The organism is Sphaerimonospora thailandensis (assembly GCF_016863115.1).
Classification (GTDB): domain Bacteria; phylum Actinomycetota; class Actinomycetes; order Streptosporangiales; family Streptosporangiaceae; genus Sphaerimonospora; species Sphaerimonospora cavernae.
In genome coordinates this window covers 18,578-35,018 of the sequence record NZ_BOOG01000043.1, presented here as the reverse complement: position 1 = coordinate 35,018, position 16,441 = coordinate 18,578, and the positions used below count along the sequence as shown (strand labels likewise).

Below are 16,441 nucleotides of genomic sequence, written 5' to 3'. Positions count from 1 at the left end.
TCGAACTCGAGCGGGCACTGCGATTCGCCATGGCTGCCGCGGCCCTGTCCATATGGTGGGAGGACACGAGCACGTCGATCTCCGTGCACCGAGATTGAGACACTGCTCGCCGCCGCCGCACCGGTCTGACGTAGACCCCGACGCGTGAGGGCAGGTTCCGCAACCGCCGCTGGATCTTCCCGGCGTCCTCCAGCACCGCATCCACCAGCTCGAACGGCAGGTGCTGGGTCAGTTCTCCCAGATGGCCGGGCGCGAAGACGCCACCGGCAACCGTGAGGGTGCGGGTGAGCGTCGTGGTGGTGGCAGAATCAGTACGCAACGGGACCTCGGGGCTCGGGAAGATCTTGGTCGATCACCCTTTTACCAGAGGTCCCGTTCCTCTTTTCCACTGGTCCCGCCGTACTCACGAACCGCTTGCCATGCGCCCGAGATCCTTAACTACGCGACCTTCTGTCTTGAAAGACGAGTTCGCGGATCTCTTCAGGGACGAAGACAGGCAGCGTGCACGAGACAGGCTCGAGCTGTTTCGCTGACACAGCGCTCTGATAAGAGGTGGCAAGCACCGTCGAACGACCAGGCCAGTAGTCGATCCCGTATCCGCCGCCGGGGACGCCGAAGCGTTCGGCGATCTCGACCGGCACCCACTCGTCGGTGGCACTCGTCGGTGGCCAGGTGCAAGGGGATGCGCCGTTCGTTGTACTTGTAGGCGTACCAATCCTCCTCATTGAAGCCGTCGTCCAGGTCATCGGCCGTCGGAGCTGAAGGTTCGGCAGGCAGGCTGTCCTCCCACTCCTTCAGCACCATGAACAACGGGCCGCCGTAGTAGCTGGGGTCAACGGTCACGGTGGCGGACGGCCAGATGGCGAGGATCTCCGCCGCGGTACGGCGGGGTGCGCCGGCCAGTTCAGGCATGTTCTTCTGGCCTTCTTGGTAGGGGCTGTACGGGGCGATGATCAGTAGCCGAGCACAGCCCGGATGCGCGCCGCCGTGTCGGACCCTTCGGAGTATTGCCGGAGTAGGGCGTTGAGGAAGCGGAGTCCTTCCTCGTTGCGCGGCTCGAACCCGATCTCGGGGGCGTGGAAGTCGTAGTACCGCTCGTCGTAGCAAGCCGCCACCACGATCTCTTCTTCATAGGTGTCGTCCTCGCCGTCGCCTTCCGTGAGTTCCGTCTCGGAGAGGTCGTCTTCGGTGCCGAGCAGGGAGTCGAGGATGTGGTGGCCGAACCTGATCTCGCCCAGTTGTTCGGCGGCGAAGGTCGCCAGGTCACCGCGGGACAGGGTCAGGGACCGGTTCCACATCTCGTCCTGGAAGTCCTCCCAGCGGACGTTGAGACCAGGGCGGATCTCCCCGATGGTCTCGAGACCTCCGCCGCTGGAGTAGCCGCCGGCGTCGAAGTGGTACTCGATCGACAGGAACGTGCGGTTCAGCACCGGGGCGGGGAGGCTGTATGGGTGGTGCACGGGGATGAGTGCCCAGCCGTCGTCGAGTCTGGCGGCGAAGTGGATGAGGCCGTTGATGCGAAGCCGGAGGGGCACGAGGTTGTCGAAGTAGCTGACGATCCCTTCTTCGTAGCCCTCGAGGAAGTCGCTGCCGTCCCGGTTCATGAAGTCGATCATCTCGTCGCGGTCGGGGTCGGTGCTGAGGCGGATGGCGTCGGCCAGCTTGTATGGGGTGTCGGTGGTGATGTCGATCGCCGTGTGCGGGTCGAACGTGAGCAGGTCGGGGACGGCCCGGAGGGCGAGGGCCAGCGGGTCGTCGCCCGAGCCGAGTCTGCCCAGGTCGGTGACGCTCTCGGTGCCGTCCTCCCCGACCCGGACCAGCTTCAGAATCTCGTTTTCGATGTGCATTCCGTACTCGCCGTTGCCGGAGACGTGGACCGTGAGCAATGACTCCAGAGGCAGGGTGGACACCTGTTCCTTCCAGTTCCAGCCGAACATGGTCGAGTGCACATATTCCCGATCCTGGTAGGTCGCGACCAGTTGCCACGGCTCATCGCACAGATCTTCGAGGATTTCCGGCGGCACGGCGGGCAGCAGGCGCGGTGTGGGGCCACCGTAGTGGCGGCACATCACCTCCCGCTGGGGCATTTCGGGCCCGGGATAGAACCCGAGGGAGGCACGGGGACGGTAAACGGTCCGGGCATAGAAGGCGAGGCGGTGATCACGCATCAGGAGGGCGTTGTAGAAGCCGGACCCGCCACGTTCACTTCCGGAGGATTTGATCGCGGCAAGCAGGAACTGCCGAGCGCGCCGTGCGTTGAGGGTCTGTACGGCCGGCCAAGGGCACTCTTCGGCACTCCATCTGACGGCGAAAGCGTCGACGAGATCGCCCATGTTGTCCTGATCTGCGTCCTCATCGTCATCGCCGAGCTCAGGTTCGTCGTCATCGACCAGGTCGTCCGGGTCTTCGGACGGGTCCTCCGGTTCCTCCGCCTCGGGGAGGGGGTTGGGGTTGAGAAACACGCCGATCAGTTGGGCGGAGTCGTACCTGTCGCTGAAGAGCTTGGTCGAGGGCGGGTGAGCACGGCGGGCCTGGCGGGCGAGCAGGCGGCCGTCGAGAGCCCGGTAGAAGGCCACGTCGGCTCCCTCGCCGAGCCACGCGTCGAAGGCCTGGCCGTTGCCGCTTTCGCCGTCGGGGGCGATCTCCGCCGTTGGAAAGAGCCTTCCGGCCTCGGTGATGTCCATCGTGATCGACCCTTCGCCGTCCGGATCCGTCATTCCTCGATCACGCCCTCGTCCGGGCGGTCCAGGTAGCCCCAGGCGTACACGCGGCGCTCGAACTCCTGCCTGTCGCAGCGGGCGATGAGGACCTCGCCGCCCTCGTCCCAGGCGGCCCAGGCGATGTGGAGATCGCCGCGGATGTTGCCCGACCCGGTCCACCAATGGCTGTTGTTGATGGGGGAGCCGCCGTCGAAGCCGTAGGAGTCCTCGGTGTAGTGGTGGGCGGGCATGGGCAAGGGAGGGAACTCCCGGTGCGGGTCCATCGGGACGAGGATCCATCGATCGTCCACCTCGGCGGCCAGGTGCAGGATGCCGTTGATGTGGATCCGGACGGCGGTCAGCCCGTCGTACCAGCCGTAGGTCCGCTCGTCCTCACGCGGCCAGGCGCGGTCGCGCCCCGCACGGTAGTCGTTCCAGTCCTCCTTGTCCCACTCCTCGTCATCCCAGTCGTCGTCGTACTCGTACAGGTCCTCCACGGTGTAGAACTCGTCGAAGATCGGAGTGACGAGGCCGGAGACCCGCTCGGCGTCCTCGTCAGGGCACTCGATCTCCACCGCGGCCTCGGAGGGGAAGGTCAGCAGATCCGGCACCCGGGCAAGCGCGGTGGCCAGGGCATCGTCGGGGACCGGGCCGAGGTCGACCGTCTCCACCGGGTCCTTGCCGTGGCGGCTGAGCAGTTCCAGCCTCCCGTCCCGTACGTGCAGCACCCGGGAGATCCTCCTGCCGAACATGCGCCAGGCGCGGACGCCGAGCAGGACGTCCTCGGTCTCACCGAGCGGCCGGCTTGGGTACAGACAGTCCGCGACGAGCCGTTGCGGCCTGGGCGGAGCAGCGGGCCGGGGCGTGGAAGTCGGGGGCGTGGGCAGAGGCTGGGCGGCAGCCGGCTTCTCGGGCTCCCGCTCGGCCGACGGCGCCGGTTCCCGCTCGCCGTTGACAGCTGTGGCGGGTTCGTGCCCGGCGGGCTGTTCAGCGAATGTGCCCGACCGCCAGCCGGTCAGGGAGCAGGAGCCGTCGGCGCAGGAGAACACGGCCAGACAGTTGTAGCTCCAGGCGTAGACGATCTCCTGGCCGGACGTCCGCCCCAGCTCGCAGGCCTCCTCGTGGGTCAACCCGGTGACCGCGTATGCCGGGATCGCGGGGCCGTCCGGCCTGCCGTACTCGGCCGCCCAGGAACCGTCCGGGCCGGTGCCGCCGATGATGTGGATGGGAGTTTCGGTGGGTGCGGGCCGTTCTCCCGCGATGGTGCCGATGCCGGCGGAGATCACCGTGATCCACTGGTCGTCGATCCGGATGCGAATGGTCGTCATCGATGTTCCTTGCGCGAGGGATCGGGGGATGCTCGGGGGAGTGCCCAAGGGTGGTCAGGTGCGGCGGCGGTGGGAGGCGCCGCCGACGATGTAGCCGCTGGTGATGCGGGGGAAGTCCAGGACGCCGGGGGTGGCGCGGTCGTCGTCGGTCAGGCGGGACTCCCACAGGGCCAGCGAGTCGGCGTTGATGCCGCAGACGCGGCCGAGCGCGTCCTCGAAATGACAGACCGCGTGTGGGTTGCGGGGCCGGGGGCCGTCGTTGTAGGGCTCACGCCGGGCGATCACGTCGGCTTCCTCATCGCCCAGCCATTCCGGGGCCGCCAGCACGCGCACGCCCTCAGCGCGATAGCGGAAGCCGGCGTGGAACTGGTCGGCGGTCTGCCAGGCGAGTTGCTCGACCAACAGCGCCGCGGTCTGCGGTGTCGCCGTGGCGAGCAAGGCTGCGGGGAGGAACAGACGGTGCACGGTGTTGTCGCGGCTGCCGACGGTCCAGCATCCGGGTGCCGTACCGCCGAGGGTGGCGGCGTCCCGGTTGAGCGTTGTCAGCGTGTGCGGGTCGGTGGCGAAACCGGGGATGTCCGGCAGCGTGCCCTCGGCGATCAAGGCCTGCCGCTTGGCCTCAGGCAGGAACGAGGCGCCGATCATGATGCCCCAGCCCAGCTCGGGGTTTTCGACCTCGTCGATCCCCAGCACCGTGCCGTAGCCGCTCCACAGCTCGAACCAGTCCACGGGGGCAGAGAACCATCGGGGCGCTGACCAGGTGGCGAGCCGTTCGGCGAGGCGCTGCCGGGCCAGCTCGGCCACCGCGCGCACCGGCGCGGGATCGGCGCCGGCGCGGCGGGCCTCACTCAGCCGGTCCAGCAGCGGATGGGCGACGGTACGGCGCCGCCCGTGCAGCAGTGTGAGCGCCTTGCCCGCGCCGAGGTCCTTCTGCGGGATGGAGTTGAACGCGGCGATCTCCGCGCGGCAGGTCAGCAGCGCGACGAACTCGGCGTACGGCTCGACCAGCTCGGCCTCGGCGGGCACGGCCAGATCGGCGACGAGCGCGACCACACCGGTGGCCGGATCGTGCACCCACCGCCCGCCCAGTGAGCCGAACAGCGACAGGTTGTTGAGGAGGTCGCAGAACTTCCACGTCTCCGGGCCGTCGGGGGCGTGCCGGGCCAGCCGGGCCTCCACGCGCAGCACCGCCGGCCCGTCGTCGGCGTCCTCCTCCACGGCCAGCAGGACGCCGATCTCTCCGGGGACGAAGCCGAGCATGCCGTCCTCCTGGACGGTCCACTCAGGTTCGATGTCCAGGATGCCTACGATGCGCTGAGGCAGGTCGGTGATGATGCCGTCTTCGGGCATGGATGTGTTCCTCCGGAGCCTGGGACCCCGGTAGTGCCGCACCCCGGTGATCCGCCGTTCTCCACGCACTCCGCGTGGAGCAGGTCGTCACCCGGGGCACCCGCGGCGCGCGGGATGCCGTCCAGCAAGCCGGGGCTTGTCACTGGAACTCATGACCTGCCAGAAGACTAGCGATGAATAGGACTTCTAGTCAATGTTGCTGTGATTTCAATTCACACCAGTACACGGGCCAGGATTAGGCCTCAACAGAGGCACGCTCGGCGAGGCGTTGGCGCTCCGCGGCTACGACCTCTCGGACGAGTTCGGCCTCGGACAGGTCCACCGCCTCCGGGGTGGAGTCAGCCATGTCGCTGACCCGGGCGAAGTCGTCGAACAGCCGCTTCTTGCCGGCCAGCAGTTCGACGATTCGTTGATCGACGCTGTCTTCGGACAGCAACCGGTGGACCTGCACCGACTGCACCTGGCCCATCCGGTGGGCGCGGGCGATGGCCTGGGCCTCGGTGGTGGGCTTGAGCTGAGGCTCACAAATGACGACGACGGAAGCGGACTGGATGTTGAGCCCGACGCCGCCGGCCACGATCTGGGCAACCAGCACGGCACCGTGCCTGGCCAACGAGAACCGGTCCACCATCTGCTGTCGTTGGCTCGCCGGCACCGACCCCGTCAACGGCCCGAACACGGGCCCCGGCAGCGACCGGGCAACCATGTCCAGTACTTCCCTGAAGTGGGAGAACACGATGACCCGCCGCTGGTTCTCCTCCGCCTCGCGGACGATCTCGATCAGCCGTTGCACCTTCTCGGACCTGGGTCCTTGGAGCATGGCCGCCTGGCGCATCTCCATAAAGTTTCCACGCCCGACGGCGGCCCGGTAACGGGCGGTGTCCGCCGCGGACATGGGCAACCATTCCTCGACCTCGACGAGCTCCGGGAGCTCAGTCAGCACGTCCTCCTGGTTCCGGCGGAGGTATGCCGGCGCGATCTGACGCCGGAACGTCCTCGGCGAGAGATCCGTGGCATCGACGGTGAGGTCAGGGCGGACATAGGACGCCAGATTGCGGAACTCGTCGACCCTGTTCTCCAGCGGCGTGCCGGTGAGGAGGATCGCGCGGTCCGAGCGCGCGATGAGGTCGTTGGTCCTGATCGTCCGCAGTGCCTGCGGATTCTTGATGTAGTGGGCTTCGTCGACCACGGTGCACGCCAGATCGGGGAGCTCCTTCAGGGCCGGCTCCCACCACGCCAGGGTCTCGTACGTCGTGACGGCGACCCCGCCATCGCGTACCCATGTCCGGGCCGCGCGGTCACGCTCCGGTCCGTGGACCCGGTGCGCTCGCAGCTTCGACTTGCTACTCACCTCGCGGACCCAGTTGGTCACGACTGCGGCCGGGCACACCACCAGGAAGTGGGTCTCACCTCGGCTGCGCAGATGGGCGAGCACGGCAAGGGCCTCGATGGTCTTGCCGAGGCCCATCTCGTCCCCGATGATGACCTTGCGCTGCACGAGGGCGAAGCGGGCCGCGAAGCTTTGATAGCCGCGCAGTGACGCGGTCAGGTGTTCACCGCTGAGCGCCTGGTCGCGCACCGCCTTGATGATCTCCTCCGGGAGATCCCCGTGCACCGCGTTCTCGTCCTCGGTGATGAAACCGAGCTCGGAGAGCATGGCGAAGTAGTCGGCAGGCCGGGTGAGGAAGTCGTCCCACGGGTCCGAGCCGACGCCCTTCGGGCCGGAAGCAGACGACGCGCCGAGCAGTTCGGCTCGCCGCTTGACGATCTGGATGCTCTCGACGAGCCCTGCGGCTGCGAGCGTTCTGGTCGGAATCACCAGAAGGTGACGCGTCTCGCCTCTGACGGCTGTCCGCAACGGTGCGAGCTCGGCTGCACGCTCAAGGTCGGCTGATGCGCCTCGGGTCTGACGGCACGAGTCCCATTCGGCGAGGCGGCGCAGCAGATGGGTGGTCTCCGGGCGGCGGCTGTTGATGTCGATGCGTACGGGCATCTCGTCGTATGTCGTCTGCCAGAGCGTCTGGGCGGCTCCGAGCATGTGCCGTGCCGAGGTCTCCCCGACGCCTGGAAGCGTCTGTAGGGACCAACCCCAGTTCAGCACCTCCTGTACGGTGCCGATGCCCGCCTGGGAAAGTGCACCCAGTCGGAGGCGGTCGCGGGTGGCGGCCTTCAACGCATCCACCGGCATCTCCTGCAGGAGCCGCTGAACCTCGGCGTGTCGCACCTTCTCGCCCGCATCGCGTGCAGCCGAGCGGTACGAGGCCTCGCTCGCGACGACCTTGGCGATGGCGGCCAGCGCCTCGGACAGGCCCTCGAAGACCGACCGGTCCAAGATCTCGGGCTCCGGGCCAGTTCGCCTGGATATGAGGTCGAAGCGAAGGGCCGGGTCGAGCAGTGCATCGAACCCGAGCCGTGCCGGGTCGACGGGCGCGGTGAAGAAGCCGAGCTGCTCCAGACGTGTGGGTCCGTCGGCCCCGGTGACCGCCAGGTGGTGACGACGCAGGGACTCACCCGCGGCGTCCGCCGACTGCTTCCTCGCCGATCCGGTGAAGAAACGACGCACGCTGAGCAGGGGGCCGACCTCAGCGATGGCGCGGGGCACGTCCTCGGTGAGCAGCCGCAGCAAGGCACGGTCGCCGGCCGTCGTCACCGGGAGGTTCGCCCGCTCCCACAGGCGCATGACGATGCCAGTGTCGTTCATCTGGAGCGGCACTACGCGCCAGGCGGCCTGACCCGCCCGGATGATCTCGACGCTGCGTGAGCGCAGATTGCGCTCGCCGCTGCTTGCGGCGTCCTTGACAGTGTGGTGCCAGGCCTGCACGTCTGCGGCTCGTTGACCCCACTGCTTGAAGTCCGCCACGAGGCGACGGATCTGTTCGCGCTCTGTCTTGTTCATGCCTCGCTACGGGGAATCGATGGGTTAGCGTAGGGGATAGTAAAGCACCCGCCCACGACGGGGAACGGGACCTCCAAGGCCACAGATCGGTGCCGATGTTGTGCTCGTCAACGTTGGTGCTCGTCAGTACGGTCTGCAGGCTGTCGATTTGGAGGTAGTCGGTGAGGCTTGAGGATCTCTCGTCCGGGGTCCGGGTGGCCGGGGTGGTGCCCGGCGAGACGGTCTCGGTGATCGCCGCGCAGTGGCACGGCTCCGACGCTCTGGAGCTGACCTACAAGACCCTCGACGGGAGACTGCGCCAGCAGGTGCTCTTCCGCGCCGACGAGGCCAAGCTGAGTCCCTCCGACGCGGGCAGCCGGCCGTTCGACGCCGATGCCGAAGACTTCCGGCTGGTCGCCGAGGCGCAGCGGATCTCCCTGGCCGGACTGTTCGACAGGATGCTGGCGGTGGCCACCAGCGACGTGCAGCCGTTGCCCCACCAGATCCGAGCCGTGTACGGCGAGATGCTCGACCGCACACCGCTGCGGTTCCTTCTGGCCGACGACCCGGGCGCCGGCAAGACGATCATGGCTGGCCTGTACATCAAGGAGCTCCTGCTCCGCGACGACGTGAAGCGCTGTCTGATCGTGGCCCCTGGCGGACTGGTCGACCAGTGGCACGACGAGCTCTACTTCAAGTTCGGCCTGCGCTTCGACATCCTCAGCCGGGACCTGGTCGACGCCGCACTCGGATCGACCGTATTCGAGCAGTACCCGCTGCTCCTCGCACGGATGGACCAGCTCGCGCGCAACGAGGATCTGGCCGCCCAGCTTGCCGACGCCGAGTTCGACCTGGTCGTCGTGGACGAGGCCCACCGGATGGGCGCGCACTACTTCGGCGGTGGCTGAACAAAACCCGACGCTTTCAGCTCGGCGAGAGCCTGCGCGACCGCACCCGTCACCTGCTGCTGATGACAGCCATCCCACACGCGGGCAAGGAGGAGGACTTCCAGCTCTTCCTCACCCTGCTCGAGCGCGACGGCTTCGAGGGCAAGTTCAAGGCCGGCGTACACAACGCGGACACCACGGGGTTCATGCGACGCATGGTCAAGGAGGACCTGCTCACCTTCGACGGCAAGCCCCTCTTCCCCGAACGCATCGCCCAGACGGTGCCGTACGAGCTCACCGAAGACGAGCAGGACCTCTACGAGCGCGTCACCGAGTACGTCCGCGAGGGGATGAACCGGGCCGCACGGTTGGACGACAAGCGCCGCAACACCGTCGGCTTCGCGCTCACGGTGCTCCAGAGACGCCTGGCCTCCAGCCCCGAGGCGATCTACCAGTCCCTGGTGCGACGCGCGGAACGACTCAAGCGCCGCCGCGACGACCTGATCAATGGCCGCGGTGTCGCCGACGAACCCGCTTCGATCGACCTGGGCGACTGGGACGATGACGAACGCAGCGCCGAAGAGATCGAGCAGGTCGAGGAGGAGTTGCTGGACGCGGCCACCGCGGCCCGCACCATCGAGGAGCTCAACATCGAGCTGGCCGATCTCGACCAGCTCATCCAGGTCGCCCGTCGGGTCCGCAATCTCGATACCGACCGCAAGTGGGTCGAGCTGCGCAAGATCCTGGAGGACAACGACCTCATCCACCCAGGCGCCGAGAAGCCACGCAAGCTGATCATCTTCACCGAGCACCGCGACACTCTCGACTACCTGGCCCGAAAGATCCGCTCGCTCTTCGGCAGGCCCGACATCGTGCAGGCCATCCACGGCGGTGTCCGACGCACCGACCGACGCGCCATCACCGAGGAGTTCACCAAGAACCCGGCCTGCCAGGTGCTGCTGGCCACAGACGCGGCCGGCGAGGGGCTCAACCTTCAGGCCGCCCACCTGATGGTCAACTACGACCTTCCGTGGAACCCCAACCGGATCGAGCAGCGCTTCGGTCGTGTCCACCGCATCGGTCAGACCGAGGTGTGCCGCCTGTGGAACCTCGTGGCCGCGAACACCCGCGAGGGCGAAGTGTTCACTCGGCTGCTGCAGAAGGTCGAGGAGCAGCGCAAGGCCTACGGCGGCAAGGTCTTTGACGTTCTGGGGTCGGCCTTCGATGAGACGCCGCTGCGGGAGCTGCTGATCGAGGCCATCCGGTACGGCGACCTCCCCGAGACCCGGGCCAAGATGGAGCAGGTCATCGACGACTCGGTCGCCCATGGCCTCAAGGAGCTCCTCGAGGAACGCGCACTCACCCATGACGCCATGTCGGACGCCGATCTGGCACGGATGCAGCGGGGCATGGAGGAGGCCCGCGCCCGCCGGTTGCAGCCGCACTACGTCGAGTGGGCCTTCCGCCTTGCCTTCCAGCGCCTCGGCGGCCGGCTCACGAGGCGTGAGCGCGGCCGCTACGAGATCACCCACGTCCCCGCAGCCGTTCGTGCCGTCACCAAGCACGGCCCCGTCACCACCCGCTACGAGCGAGTAACGTTCGAGCTGGACCGTATCGACGTCGACGACAGGGCGCGTGCCGACCTGCTCGCCCCCGGGCATCCGCTCCACGACGCAGTCGCCGACCTCACCATCACCCAGCTCCGGCCCACTCTCGAACGCGGCACCGTCCTGGTCTCCCCGGAGATCGAGGAGCCGAACCTGCTGGTCGGTGTCGTTGAGGAGATCGTCGACGGTACCGGGAAGTCGATCGCCCGACGGTTCGGCTACGCCTACGTCGACGCCGCCGGCCAGGTCACGCCCGCTGGCCCCGCGCCATACCTCGACTGTGTGGCCGCCCCGCACACCACCGCCGTGGCCGCAGCCACAAAACTGGGCTGGCTCAGTGAGGCCGAGTCCCGGGCCCAGACCTGGATCATCGGCCACCAGCTCAAGGAGTACCTGGCCGAGGTCTCATCCCGCCGGTTCACGGAGGTGAAACGCACCCGCATCCGGGTCGACCAGCGGCTGGCCCACGAGTCGAACCGGCTCATCGGCGAAGCGATCGCAGCCCAGGAAAAGGAGCGGGCCGGGATCAGGCCGAAGGAGAGCTCTGACAGTCTTATGCGCAAGGCGCAGGAGCTCCAGGCCCGGCGGGAGATTCGTTTGGCGCTGCTGGACCAGCAGGCTCAGCTGGCCATCCAGCCGCCCCGCATCATGACCGCCGCGCTCGTGCTGCCGCTGGCCATGGTCAAGACCGAGATCGCAGCGGACGCCCCCATCCGTGCAAAGGAGACCAAAGCCGTCGAGCGGCGCGGCGTCGACCTGGTGCTCGCCACCGAGCGTGCTCTCGGCCGGCAGCCGCAGGAGCAGGCGTTCGACAACCCCGGCTATGACGTCCTGTCCCTCCCCGCCGACGGCGGACCCTCCATCCGCATCGAGGTCAAGGCGCGGCTAGAGGGGGCCGAGGACTTCTACGTCACTCACAACGAAATCATCACCGGCAAGAACGCCGTCCCCCACTACCGGCTCGCACTGGTCACCGTCAGCAAGGCCGGCCCCGAGCACGACCAGGTGCGGTACGTCGCCGGCCCCTTCGCCGGCGTCGACTTCGGGGACATGGCAGCGACCGGCATCCGCGCGAGCTGGTCGAAGACCTGGACCGCCGGCACCGCACCCTTCTGATCCATGCCGCCGCCACTGGTGGGGCGATGTAGTCGACACATCCCAGACTGCCCCGGCCTCGCAATATGCCAGGCGAGATCGATTATCCGGAGGACGAGTACGAATGGGTTTCCAGACGCCGCTCTACCAGTTGGCCGACTATCTGGTTTGGACTACCAGCGGGAAGATCCAGCTGCCCGACTTCCAGCGTGGCTACAAATGGGAGGATGAGCGGATCCGTCAGTTGCTCGTCACGGTCCTGCAGCACCACCCCATGGGGGTGGTGATGTTGCTCAAGACCGGCAACGACCAGATCCGGTTCAAACCGACATCTTCCCCTACAAGTGGTGCCTCGATCACAGCATCGACGACGAGCGCCGCGAGAGCATCGTCAACAAGACGCCGTTGTCCGCAGCCACGAATCGCAAGATCGGAGGCGTGGCGCCGTCGAAGTACATGGCCGCCATCGAGAGGACCGCCGGCATATCGTCCGAGCGGCTGGATTCCTTGGTCTCGTCGCATCGCCGTCATCCCAGACGAGGAGGAGCCCTATGGCGATGAGCAACCGTCCTCGTAGGGGCAGGGAACGGGGTCGGGCAACTCTTCCAGCACGGACGAGACGACGTCTTGCTTGCGTTACGGCACTGCCCTACCGTTTGCCCGTATCGGGCTTCAAGTGCTCCATAAGTAGATAACCAAGTAAACAGTGCGATTGATTCTGCGGACTGCCTTGCTGGAAGAACATCCATGATCGGCCGTTGGCTTCGGGTAGCCAGGGCTGACGTTGCCGACCGCTCCCGCCTGCTGGCGCTGTCGAGAGGAGTCCGTGGCATAGCTCCCAAGCGTCTCGGTGGTTATGTCCTGGGCCGCATTATTGGCGAGGGCGGGCAAGGCGTGGTCTATCTGGGCAAGGCCCCGGACGGTACCAAGGTCGCGGTGAAAGTGCTTCACGCTCGCTTTCCGGGAGACGATGACACCCGGCGTTTCTTGGGCGAGGTCACGGCGACTCGGCAGGTCGCCGCCTTCTGCACGGCTCGTGTCATCGATGCGGGCATGGACAGCGGTCAGCCGTACATCGTCAGTGAGTATGTGGAGGGGGTGTCGCTGGCCGAACGGGTTCGCCGTGAAGGACCACGGGACGCCGGCGGGCTGACCCGGCTCGCAGTCGGTACCATGACCGCCCTCATGGCGATCCACGAGGCCGGCATCGTGCACCGCGACTTCAAACCCAGCAACGTTCTCCTCGGCCCGGAAGGACCGGTCGTCATCGACTTCGGCATCGCCAAGGTGCTGGACCCGGCGACGGTGCACTCCAGTGTGGCGATGGGTACCCCGTGGCCGGGCCGTTGGCCCAGCCGGGCACGCCCGGGACGCGGTATCGGCGCTGGCGCACCGTCGCCTTCGACGGCTGCGGCTCGATCAAGGCCCCGGACGCCGAACGCAACCGCGGCTGGCTCGGGAAGATCAAGTATCGGCTGGCCTGGGCCGGATACCCGACCCTGATGCTGATGACGCTGGTGGAGACCGGCACCCGCGGCCTGATCGGCGCGGTCTTCGGCCCGGCCACCAGCGGCGAGACCACCTACGCCTCCCGGCTGGCGCACCTGCTCACACCGGACATGCTGCTGCTGGCCGACCGCGGCTTCGACGGCAACGACTTGCTGTCGGCCGTGGCCGGACGTGGCACGCACTTTTTGGTCCGGTTGAAGTCCACTCGCCGCCCACCGGTGCTGGTCCCGCTGTGCGACGGCTCGTTTTTGAGCAAGTTCGGCGATCTGAGCGTGCGGATCATCGACGCCGACATCACCGTGGTCTGCGCCGACGGCAGGCGGATCGCCGGCCGCTACCGGCTGGCGACCACACTGCTCGATCCCCGCCGCGATCCCGCCCCAGCCCTGATCAGGCTGTATCACGAGCGGTGGGAGATCGAATCGGCATACTTCGCGCTCCGGCACACCCTGCTGGGCGGGCGGGTCCTGCGCTCAGGCGACCCGGTCGGCCTGGAGCAGGAGATGTGGGCGCTGCTCACGCTGTATCAGGTGCTGCGGATGGCCATGGTGGCCGCCATCGAGTCGGTGCCCGGCCTCGATCCGGACCGGGCCTGCTTCACCACTGCCGTGCAGACCGCCCGTGACCAGGTCATCACCGCGTCCGGCGTCGTCGCGACCGGCGCGGTGGACCTGGTCGGCGTCATCGGCCGTGCCGTCCTGGCCGATCTGCTGCCGCCCCGCCGCCACCGCACCAGCGCCCGCAAGGTCAAATCCCCGATCTCCCGCTACCACGCTCGCCCGCGTGATGACGACCGCCCGCTGACCAGCATGAACATCACCCACATCGTGATCGACGTCTACGAGGGGCAGACCATCCCGCCCTCACGGCCACCCGAGCAGGAGCAGGAGCAGGAGCAGGAGCAGGAGCAGGAGCAGGAGCAGGATATGCAGCCGGCCCCCAGTCGAAAACACAAGGTGCTGGCGCTGCTTCGCGCTGATCCCGGCCGCGCCTGGCGGGGACGAGAACTCGCGCAGGTCTTGGGGATCGCCAACCTCAACAGCTTCCGCGTGCAGTTGTCCCAGTGGGCGAGCAAGGGCCTGATCTGCAAGATCGCTCCCGCCGTCTACGCCCTCACGCCGTCACCGGTTTCCATAGATCAGCTGTCACCTGCAGAAACAACCCAGTTGACGATGGCGCTCACGGCTTAACTTCGCGGTCTTGGTTCAAATCCTGCGGTTCCGACAGAGTTCTAGCAGGTCAAAGGCCTGATCACGAGAAAAGTGATCAGGCCTTTTTGATGTCTGACCGTCGTTTGACCGTGAAGCTGAGCGTGTCAGACCAGTCCTGACCGGTGCCCCTCGATCCCGGCCGTGACCAGGGCATCCACGGTCAACGAGGATGCTCCGACCCAGTGTGTTCAAATGAGCTCCCCCGCCAATCACCGGAGCCGCCCGTTTTGACCGGATCGCGCTCAGTGAATCTACAGCGTAAAGGCATCGGGTTGGGTTAGTTAGTGGGTCATACTCCCACGACCACGCGAAAGGCGAACCACCGAGAGCGGGATCCCTTCCGCCATGGCCTTGATTGCTTCGTTCACACCGAAGAGGTCACTGGCTCGATCCCAGTATCGCCCACCATATTTTCCCAGGTCAAAGGCCGAGCCGTGGACAAGCGGACTCGGCCTTTCGTCTTCTGGACCGTCGTTGGACCGCAGGATCAGACGTCATCCCCCGTCCCGGACCGTCGACACGTCACCCAGCCGCGAGATTCGGCAGGCTTATGATCCTTACCAGGGCTTGTCCATTGGCGGTGCTGCCACTTGTGGTGATGCGGGGCCGGAACCGGCCGCGTCCAGGTGAAGACGTGCCGGGTGTCGGTGTGCCAGTTGCGGCTGAAGGTTTCCCATGTCCGCGCGCGCGATGCCAACGACGCTGATGTGACCTGGCTCACGTCGAAAGATCAGAATTGAGCCCATGGTGCTGACCTCGTGGTTTCCCGCCGGGAACGGCGAAAAGTGCGCACCAAGTCGGTCATGTCTCTACGCTGGTGGCCGTGTCTCCGTACGCGGACGGTGAGACGGCCTCAGGGGCCCGGGCGGTGCAGATCGTGTCCTCCTCCCGTCGTGGGGCGCGGGAGATCGAGCACATCGGGTCGGCGCACGACGACGCCGAGCTGGAGACGCTCAAAGCGGTGGCGCGGCAGCGGTTGCTGGACACCTGGGCGGATGGTCAGGCTGGTCGGGATGCGGGGGGCGATGGTCATGCGCACCCTTCGGTGGAGACCGGGGCGGTCGCGTGCCTTCCCGTCTTCGCAGCCGCCGAGAGTTGCCGAGTCGTGAGTGCGTACCCCTTGTCCTCATGATCCGTATCCGCGGCGAAGACCATGCCGAGAACCCGTCCGTCGCGGGAGACGAGGGGAGCTCCCGACATGCCCCGCCCCACACGTGGCCCCCGGAAGATGTAACTGTCGAACTCGACGAGTTGATTGTCGTAGATCCCGCGAGACTCGGCACGCTGGCGATCACCCACGATGGCGGGCTGGTCCGACGGGGTGGTGCCCCCCTCCTCGTAGCTAACCACCCTTGCCGACGCCTCCCGCTTCGCCTGTAACGGCATGGGCGGCAAGGGGAGACCCTTGACCCACAGCACCGCGATGTCCGTAAGCGGATCGAAGAGCACCACCTCGGCGTCGAAGCCTTGCCCGTCGGCGAGCGACACCCTCAGGGGTCGATCCGCTCCGGCCACGGTATGCGCGGTCAGCATCACCCGCTCCCGGGCGTAGACGAACCCGGTTCCCGCGACATCGCGTTCGCAGGCGCGCGCGGTCCCGATGACGCGTACGACGCTGCGGTCAGCCTCTCCGGCGTACGGCTGGACGCTCTCCCCGGAAAGAACGGGGCCTTCTTCGGAAGCCGCGGCGCTCTTCTGGGAAGCGGGCGGCTGCCGGGGCACGGCGCATCCCGTGGCGATGGCGGTGCACATGACGCCGCACATCACGGCGAGTGGTCCAGCGGCGATCGTTCGCATCGACACGGGGGGCATGAAGATCAGAATAGGGGTTCGCCAGCCGGAGAGTTGTAGAAGCGAGACTGCTCTCTTCGGCTCGGTGC

General features: G+C 67.1%; 11 protein-coding genes, 1 tRNA gene, 2 pseudogenes and 1 riboswitch. Of the genes and pseudogenes, 6 read left to right on the top strand and 8 right to left on the bottom strand.

The genetic code is table 11. From position 1 onward, the window contains the following. Positions 1 to 130: 130 nt before the first annotated feature. The 6 genes and pseudogenes from Mth01_RS21330 to Mth01_RS21305 form a co-directional block, all read right to left on the bottom strand. Positions 131 to 319, bottom strand: a pseudogene (locus tag Mth01_RS21330) (transposase domain-containing protein); the annotation flags it as partial. A gap of 161 nt (positions 320 to 480) precedes the next feature. Continuing rightward, positions 481 to 912, bottom strand: a complete 432-nt coding sequence (locus tag Mth01_RS21325) for a hypothetical protein (protein ID WP_204017682.1) — start codon at positions 910 to 912, stop codon at positions 481 to 483. Positions 913 to 953: 41 nt separating this feature from the next. Then, positions 954 to 2,717 (bottom strand): hypothetical protein, encoded by a 1,764-nt coding sequence (locus Mth01_RS21320; protein ID WP_204017681.1) that lies wholly within the window; start codon positions 2,715 to 2,717, stop codon positions 954 to 956. Beyond that, on the bottom strand, positions 2,714 to 4,027 hold the full coding sequence (locus Mth01_RS21315) for a hypothetical protein (protein WP_204017680.1): 1,314 nt from the start codon (positions 4,025 to 4,027) through the stop codon (positions 2,714 to 2,716). The genes Mth01_RS21320 and Mth01_RS21315 overlap by 4 nt, the downstream gene beginning before the upstream one ends. A gap of 54 nt (positions 4,028 to 4,081) precedes the next feature. Then, entirely contained in the window at positions 4,082 to 5,377 is a 1,296-nt protein-coding gene (locus Mth01_RS21310; RefSeq protein ID WP_204017679.1) for a hypothetical protein, read from the bottom strand. A gap of 48 nt (positions 5,378 to 5,425) precedes the next feature. After that, positions 5,426 to 5,534, bottom strand: a riboswitch (SAM riboswitch). Between the two features lie 78 nt (positions 5,535 to 5,612). Continuing rightward, on the bottom strand, positions 5,613 to 8,273 hold the full coding sequence (locus Mth01_RS21305; RefSeq protein WP_204017678.1) for a DEAD/DEAH box helicase: 2,661 nt from the start codon (positions 8,271 to 8,273) through the stop codon (positions 5,613 to 5,615). A gap of 161 nt (positions 8,274 to 8,434) precedes the next feature. On the opposite strand from Mth01_RS21305, the gene Mth01_RS21300 reads away from it, so the two are divergent. From Mth01_RS21300 to Mth01_RS21280, 6 genes and pseudogenes are all read left to right on the top strand, one after another. Continuing rightward, positions 8,435 to 9,160 carry a DEAD/DEAH box helicase gene (locus Mth01_RS21300; RefSeq protein WP_204017677.1) on the top strand — a complete coding sequence of 242 codons (726 nt, stop codon included), beginning with the start codon at positions 8,435 to 8,437 and terminating at the stop codon, positions 9,158 to 9,160. Positions 9,161 to 9,222: 62 nt separating this feature from the next. Further along, positions 9,223 to 11,862, top strand: coding sequence for a helicase-related protein (locus Mth01_RS21295; RefSeq protein WP_204017676.1), 2,640 nt, complete (start codon positions 9,223 to 9,225; stop codon positions 11,860 to 11,862). 103 nt (positions 11,863 to 11,965) lie between these two features. Continuing rightward, complete coding sequence (locus tag Mth01_RS30450; RefSeq protein WP_204017675.1) at positions 11,966 to 12,418, top strand: GmrSD restriction endonuclease domain-containing protein; 453 nt, start codon at positions 11,966 to 11,968, stop codon at positions 12,416 to 12,418. A gap of 170 nt (positions 12,419 to 12,588) precedes the next feature. Beyond that, positions 12,589 to 13,131: pseudogene (locus Mth01_RS21285) on the top strand (serine/threonine-protein kinase); the annotation flags it as partial. Positions 13,132 to 13,175: 44 nt separating this feature from the next. Then, positions 13,176 to 14,540 (top strand): transposase, encoded by a 1,365-nt coding sequence (locus tag Mth01_RS29855; protein ID WP_239089874.1) that lies wholly within the window; start codon positions 13,176 to 13,178, stop codon positions 14,538 to 14,540. A 290-nt stretch (positions 14,541 to 14,830) separates the two neighbouring features. Beyond that, positions 14,831 to 14,969, top strand: a tRNA-Val gene (locus tag Mth01_RS21280). A 445-nt stretch (positions 14,970 to 15,414) separates the two neighbouring features. Here the strand turns inward: Mth01_RS21280 and Mth01_RS21275 are convergent. Next, positions 15,415 to 15,594, bottom strand: coding sequence for a hypothetical protein (locus Mth01_RS21275; protein ID WP_204017704.1), 180 nt, complete (start codon positions 15,592 to 15,594; stop codon positions 15,415 to 15,417). Next, positions 15,591 to 16,373: a trypsin-like peptidase domain-containing protein gene (locus Mth01_RS21270; RefSeq protein ID WP_204017673.1), complete on the bottom strand. Its 783-nt coding sequence runs from the start codon at positions 16,371 to 16,373 to the stop codon at positions 15,591 to 15,593. Before Mth01_RS21270 ends, Mth01_RS21275 begins: the two co-directional genes overlap by 4 nt. Between the last annotated feature and the right edge of the window lie 68 nt (positions 16,374 to 16,441).

Coding starts and splice junctions, on each gene's coding strand:
- Mth01_RS21325 (WP_204017682.1), bottom strand. CDS start 912: ATGCCTGAACTGGCCGGCGCACCCCGCCGTACCGCGGCGGAGATCCTC.
- Mth01_RS21320 (WP_204017681.1), bottom strand. CDS start 2,717: ATGACGGATCCGGACGGCGAAGGGTCGATCACGATGGACATCACCGAG.
- Mth01_RS21315 (WP_204017680.1), bottom strand. CDS start 4,027: ATGACGACCATTCGCATCCGGATCGACGACCAGTGGATCACGGTGATC.
- Mth01_RS21310 (WP_204017679.1), bottom strand. CDS start 5,377: ATGCCCGAAGACGGCATCATCACCGACCTGCCTCAGCGCATCGTAGGC.
- Mth01_RS21305 (WP_204017678.1), bottom strand. CDS start 8,273: ATGAACAAGACAGAGCGCGAACAGATCCGTCGCCTCGTGGCGGACTTC.
- Mth01_RS21295 (WP_204017676.1), top strand. CDS start 9,223: ATGACAGCCATCCCACACGCGGGCAAGGAGGAGGACTTCCAGCTCTTC.
- Mth01_RS30450 (WP_204017675.1), top strand. CDS start 11,966: ATGGGTTTCCAGACGCCGCTCTACCAGTTGGCCGACTATCTGGTTTGG.
- Mth01_RS21275 (WP_204017704.1), bottom strand. CDS start 15,594: ATGACCATCGCCCCCCGCATCCCGACCAGCCTGACCATCCGCCCAGGT.
- Mth01_RS21270 (WP_204017673.1), bottom strand. CDS start 16,373: ATGCCCCCCGTGTCGATGCGAACGATCGCCGCTGGACCACTCGCCGTG.